This window comes from Cellvibrio sp., from assembly GCF_053579595.1.
The window spans coordinates 1-5,289 of record NZ_JBRFPI010000325.1; the positions used below are offsets into that span (position 1 = coordinate 1).

The window sequence follows — 5,289 nt, forward strand, 5'->3', positions numbered from 1 at the left end:
GTTTAGCGGTTTTGCGATTGGCAAAGATTCCACTGGCCAACCGACACAAACCGCGACCAGTGTGATCCTTACGCATCTGAATTTTAAAGGTGCAGGCCACACCGAAGACCATTATGTTGACCCGGATATGATTCGCTCCACCGGCGCGTCACACGATATCTGGATTCACAAAAATACTTTTGATACCACTGGCGATTCCGCGTTTGATGTAAAAGTGGGCGCGTATGGCATCACCATGTCATTCAACGAAATCCTCGATGTGAAACGCGCAACGCTACACAGCTCCAGCGATAGCCACACAATCGACGCGCAAATCAGAACCACCATGCACCACAATTTATTTGTGACACGCGATGCGAGCTATATGGCACTGGGTAATACCCTGCGCCGCGTGCCGCTGATCCGCCGTGGTACATCGCATATGTTGAACAATGTGTTTGTGAATTATCGCAAAGACCTGCTCAGCATTCGTGTGGGCGCGAGCATATTGCAGGAAGACAATATGTTTGTGGTTAACCGCATCCATCAGGAAAAAGCGGATCTCGCCGCATCACTTACTGAATTACAAACGAATCTGATTCGCGATGTAACCGGCGGTAATTATCGCGGCGAAGGCAACTTCGTTTGGTTCGGCGATGCCGCCTGTAATCTCGATGAAACCACCAAAACCGGCTTTACGATTAGCTCGGGTACAGTGGCCAATCTCGCCGCAAATTATTCAGCCACATCACAAACCACACTCAACCACTGGCGCTTTGCTGCAGGCCAGGAGCTGGTGGATTATCTGAGCGCAACCGCTGGTAAATATGGCCAGGCACCATTTAACTCGCCACTGGCAGGTGACAAGTACTATGTGTTGGGATTGGGTAAGGTGGGTTGCCAGCAATAAGAAGTTTGTAATAAAAAACGGCGCTCATTGAGCGCCGTTTTCTGAAAACAAAAAAGCCTTTGTGTTATTTGCACAAAGGCTTTTTTGTTTAAGGCTGTTCGCCAGGCTGTAAGTATTTTAGTAAATCCTTCTCAGCAATTTTGCCGGTAATATCCGTATCGAGAAGTTCTGTTGGGCGCCAATAATTAGATAATGTTAAGTAAATGTTAGTCCCCATGGTGCTGGTAATTTTCCACTCATCAAAATAGCGCTGCTTTATAGCGGGATCGATAAAATCCATAAATGCTTCACGAATGCCATCCATATCGCGACTCAGGCTGCGAAAGTTTCCGGCAGCTGAGCGTATTGTTGAAAACTTACCCTGTCGTGCGTTATCGACTGCTTCAATTATATTTTCCCTCATTCCGATAAAGTTCGGTTTTACTTTGAGATTCCACAATCGGACATCTGTCTCTACCATGTAGTAATTAGGATGATTTACCGGTTTTACTGCTAATGCTTCATATTGGCTTAATGCGAATAAGCCAGTGTCGATAAAAACGATAAAATGCTGTGAGTATTTCTCCATATATTCAATTGAGGAAAACATTCTAAGTAATAATGTTTCTTTGAATTCCTGTTTCATATTAAGCCTCTGGCCAATTGGTTAATTTAGGATTTAATGCGCCGAGAGCGTTAAATGAAATGTAGAGCTGTGTTTCGCCACCGTTTAAATAGAATTCATTACCATTGTGTTCGCGATACTCTTGCCCTGCCACAGTTCCCTCCCAAGCCTTTAAACCGTCTGTACCTACGGTGTGTTCAACGTAATAACCATTATCATTCCATGAATCTTTTACCGCATAATTGCTGCGCCATTCGGCTTTATTGGCAGGTTTTGAATAGGCCCAGTAGCAACCTGATTGTCCCGCTGCCTCGCTGCTACCTTCATCGACAATACGGTAAATTTTTGTATCGGGAGCTAATGTTTTCGGGTGAATAGTCGAAAAATTTTTGAAGTCTTTCCGACTAATTACATCAGGGTAACCAGCATTAATCAGTTCACTATATTCCTTCGGAAATTTCTCCAGGCCTTTTGTTGCTATTGGCATCACACCTTCTTTAGCTCCTAGAGGTGCACCATTTGCCATCAGCGTGTAGGGATCTTTAGCGTGCCCATCGGAATGGGTTCGCTTGTGTAGGGTATCACCCACATAAGGTTTTAGTGGTGGCTTGTCTGCGGTGGGTAATGTCTTTTCAGCCTGACGTTTTATCGCAGGAAGATTGACTGCTTCTGCCGCTAACTCGGGTTCCCCTGCCAACACTTTTTTATGCCGGGTTGTGATGCGGTCTATCTGCTCTTTAACAAACGTCGGATAAACCCATGGGTTTTGCATTACCCATTCGCCTTTATTCGGGTGTTGCGCGTCGGGTTTCCAGGTGAACGCGGGGGCGAAGGGTTTGTGGTGGGCGACGCTGAAGTAGGTGCCTTGATGAAATAAGTCATAGACCTTGAGTTCGGTCTGGCAGTTATTGCCACAGGGATTGAAATGACCTATTTCTTCAGCGACAAATTCCTTGATATTGGTGACTCGCTTCCAGATTTTATCGCCGTAGCGAATAGCGTCCAAAGCGTGTTCCCGACCAAATGCCGGGTTCTCGATAAAGGGAATATCGTCCCATTGCAGTTGGTAGTTCTTTTTGAGGGTAAATAGCTCCATAGAGACAAATCCTTGTGACCGGTGAAGGTAAAGCTTCCTGTCCTGTTGCCGGTGTGATCGTTTGGTGGTGTGTTTGCAATTACGGACTTGGCCGTAACGGGTCGCAAGTTACTGATGTCGGCGCTTGGCCGTCAATATTGAGACTGAGTGTTAGTGCACAAATCCATGCTTTGAGTGGAAGTGTTAGCGCGCGCAAAAAACTGTGAAAAATCCACTGTTAACTGGAATAGCCCAGCCAAAATGGGTATAACAGGTGAATGTTGATTTCCTGTTTCGCCCACACATCGGATGCAGAACATCCGAACACCAACGCCTTCTGGCTGCGCAGCCGCTCGCCGCTGTGCCAGCGCCATCCCTTTTTTACTGATCCTCCGGCGTTAATCTAAAACTCGTCTGCGTTTTATGCTTATAGTCAGCCTGTTGCGCTGGCTGTAGTTATGCATCTGTTGTGCATTGTCATCAAGCATTCCGGGGATATCGCATGGAATTGTTGTGGATCATCTTACTGCCCCTGCTGGGCGCGTTTTTACCGCCATTATGCGAGCGCTTTGGGCGCAATATTTGCGCATTTTCGGCGGCGATAGGGCCATTATTGGCACTGGGTTTATTGGTGTCCTATCTGCCCGCACTGTTTGAGCGGCAGCTGTTTTTCTTCCATCTGGATTGGATCCCCCAGCTGGGCATGGATTTAAGCCTGCGCCTCGATGGCTTGGGCATGATGTTCGCGCTCTTGATCCTTGTGATTGGCCTGCTGGTGATTTTTTACGCCCGCTACTACTTGGATAAACAGGATTCCCTAGGTCGCCTCTACGCACTTTTGCAACTGTTTATGATGGCGATGCTCGGCATAGTGCTGGCCGATAACATCCTCCTGTTGGTGGTGTTTTGGGAGCTGACCAGCCTGAGTTCGTTCCTACTGATTGGCTATTGGTCGCACAAGAGTGAGGCGCGTAAAGGCGCGCGTATGGCGCTGGCGATTACCGGGGCAGGGGGGCTGACGTTACTCGCTGGCGCGTTGATTCTTGGCCAGATCACTGGCTCTTACAGTTTGCAAGTGATCACTAACTCGGCCGATTTGATCCAGGCGCATCCGCTTTACCCGGTCGCGCTGATCCTGATTTTAATCGGTGCCTTTACCAAATCGGCGCAGTTTCCCTTCCACTTCTGGCTGCCGCATGCGATGGCGGCACCCACGCCGGTATCGGCTTATTTGCACTCGGCGACCATGGTGAAGGCGGGTGTATTTTTGCTCGCGCGTTTGTATCCCGCTTTGGCCGGTTCGGATTTGTGGTTCTATCTGGTGACGTTCACTGGCCTCGCAACGCTTGTGTTTGGCGCTTACACCGCACTCTTTAAACACGACCTCAAAGGCTTGCTTGCCTATTCCACCATCAGCCACCTCGGGTTGATAACTATGTTGTTGGGCTTTAGCAGCGAACTAGCGACGGTGGCGGCGCTGTTTCATATCGTCAATCACGCGACCTTCAAGGCTTCGCTGTTTATGGCGGCGGGCATTATCGACCACGAAACCGGCACTCGCGATATGCGCCGCATCAACGGTATGTGGCAGTACATGCCGATCACCGCGACCGTGGCCATGGTGTCGGCCTCGGCCATGGCCGGGGTGCCGCTGCTCAACGGGTTTTTGAGCAAGGAGATGTTTTTTACCGAGACCTTGCAGGTGGAATTGATGGGCGGGTTCGATTGGATTATCCCGCTGATGGCGACGCTCGCCGGGATTTTTGCGGTGGCCTATTCCTACCGGTTTATCCACGATGTGTTCTTCAACGGCAACCCCATCAACCTGCCCAAGTTTCCGCCCCACGAGCCGCCGGGCTTGATGATCTTGCCCATGGCGATTTTGGGGGTGCTCTGTTTGCTGGTCGGCATCCTGCCCAATTTCACGGTCGCGCCCATTCTGGATGCGGCCAGTTACGCGGTGCTGGGGGAGGGCATTCCCGACTATCACATCGCCATTTGGCATGGCATCAACCTGCCGCTGGCGATGAGTGTCAGCGCGCTGCTTGGCGGATTGCTGCTCTACTATCAGCGCAAAGGGCTGTTTGCGTTTTATGAGCGCGGCTATCGTGTGGACCAAAAAGAAGAGTTTGAAAAACGCATGCAGAGCCTCGTGCGTTTTGCCCAGCGCTGTACCGATGCTATCGAAAACGGCTCCTTGCAGCGCTCGGCGGCGCTGTTTATCGCCACTGCACTCTTTATGGCTTCGGTGGAGTTCTGGCCGCTTGGTCAGCTACTGGGTAAGGTCGCTTTGACTCCGGTCGATTGGGTCAGTCTGCTGCTGGCGGCGGTGATGATGATCGCTGCACTAGTGACGGTGATCATCCATCACAACCGGGTTGCAGCGCTGCTGGTGCTGGGCGTGGTGGGGCTGATTTTGTCGCTCGCTTTCGTTCGCTTCTCCGCGCCGGATCTGGCGCTCACGCAAATTTCGGTGGAAGTAGTGACCATCATCCTACTGATGCTGGCGCTCTACTTCCTGCCGCAAATTACGCCGAACGACTCCGATAAGAGCCGGATTGTGCGCGATATCCTGCTTGCGGGTGGCGCTGGTTTGGGGGTGGCTTTGCTGACCCTGGCGATTCTCACTCGTCCCTACGATACAAGTTTGGCCGACTTCTTCCTCGCCAATAGCGTCAGCGGTGGCGGCGGGACTAACGTGGTCAATGTGATTCTGGTGGA

Annotated in this window: 4 protein-coding genes; 2 read left to right on the forward strand and 2 right to left on the reverse strand. The window is 50.5% G+C overall.

The window, feature by feature from the left end; translation table 11 throughout:
- Window positions 1–889: pectate lyase family protein (locus ACWA6V_RS16805; RefSeq protein WP_449523572.1), on the forward strand; the 889-nt coding region annotated here is incomplete at its 5' end.
- Window positions 890–977: 88 nt separating this feature from the next.
- Here ACWA6V_RS16805 and ACWA6V_RS16810 read toward each other — a convergent pair.
- Both ACWA6V_RS16810 and ACWA6V_RS16815 read right to left on the reverse strand, forming a co-directional pair.
- A complete protein-coding gene (locus ACWA6V_RS16810) occupies window positions 978–1,514 on the reverse strand; it encodes a hypothetical protein (RefSeq protein WP_449523573.1) in 537 nt (178 codons plus the stop codon).
- Between the two features lies 1 nt (window position 1,515).
- Window positions 1,516–2,589, reverse strand: coding sequence for a hypothetical protein (locus tag ACWA6V_RS16815; RefSeq protein ID WP_449523574.1), 1,074 nt, complete (start codon window positions 2,587–2,589; stop codon window positions 1,516–1,518).
- Between the two features lie 481 nt (window positions 2,590–3,070).
- On the opposite strand from ACWA6V_RS16815, the gene ACWA6V_RS16820 reads away from it, so the two are divergent.
- A partial coding sequence (locus tag ACWA6V_RS16820) for a monovalent cation/H+ antiporter subunit A (RefSeq protein ID WP_449523575.1) occupies window positions 3,071–5,289 on the forward strand: 2,219 nt, incomplete at its 3' end.

What these genes read in the sequence shown, in the direction of transcription:
- ACWA6V_RS16815 (WP_449523574.1), bottom strand. Translation starts at nt 2,589, where the DNA reads ATGGAGCTATTTACCCTCAAAAAGAACTACCAACTGCAATGGGACGAT.
- ACWA6V_RS16810 (WP_449523573.1), bottom strand. Translation starts at nt 1,514, where the DNA reads ATGAAACAGGAATTCAAAGAAACATTATTACTTAGAATGTTTTCCTCA.